Genomic DNA, 307 nt, shown 5'->3' with positions numbered 1-307 from the left:
GGTTGAGGACCTTCAGCGAGCCGTCCACCGCAGTGAAGGCGGCGGTGACATTGTTGTAGTCGCCGCTGGTGAAAGTGCCATCGGTGGCGATGCTGGAGATGCTGAACTTCGGCGCGGTCCACACGTTGGTGGTGCCGTTGTAGGCGGTGGTGCCACCGAAGTAGCTGGCAATGGTGCTGTTCGTGCTGAACAGCTGGTCGCCGGTGATGGCATCGCTGCTGCCGGCCAGGATGCTGCCGGCGGCGACGTTGGTGATCTTCACCGCGCCGGTGCCGGTGCCCGTCAGCGTCACGCTGTTGAGCACGTT

1 pseudogene is annotated in these 307 nt (G+C 64.2%); it reads right to left on the bottom strand.

Annotation, left to right across the window (positions count from 1 at the left end):
• A pseudogene (locus tag EKC99_RS15770) lies at positions 1-307 on the bottom strand (hypothetical protein); the annotation flags it as partial.

The sequence above is a fragment of the Anoxybacillus sp. MB8 genome, assembly GCF_011006755.1.
GTDB lineage: Bacteria > Bacillota > Bacilli > Bacillales > Anoxybacillaceae > Anoxybacillus > Anoxybacillus gonensis.
The sequence above is the reverse complement of the archived record's forward strand: the minus strand, read 5'-3'. Positions and strand labels throughout refer to the sequence as shown.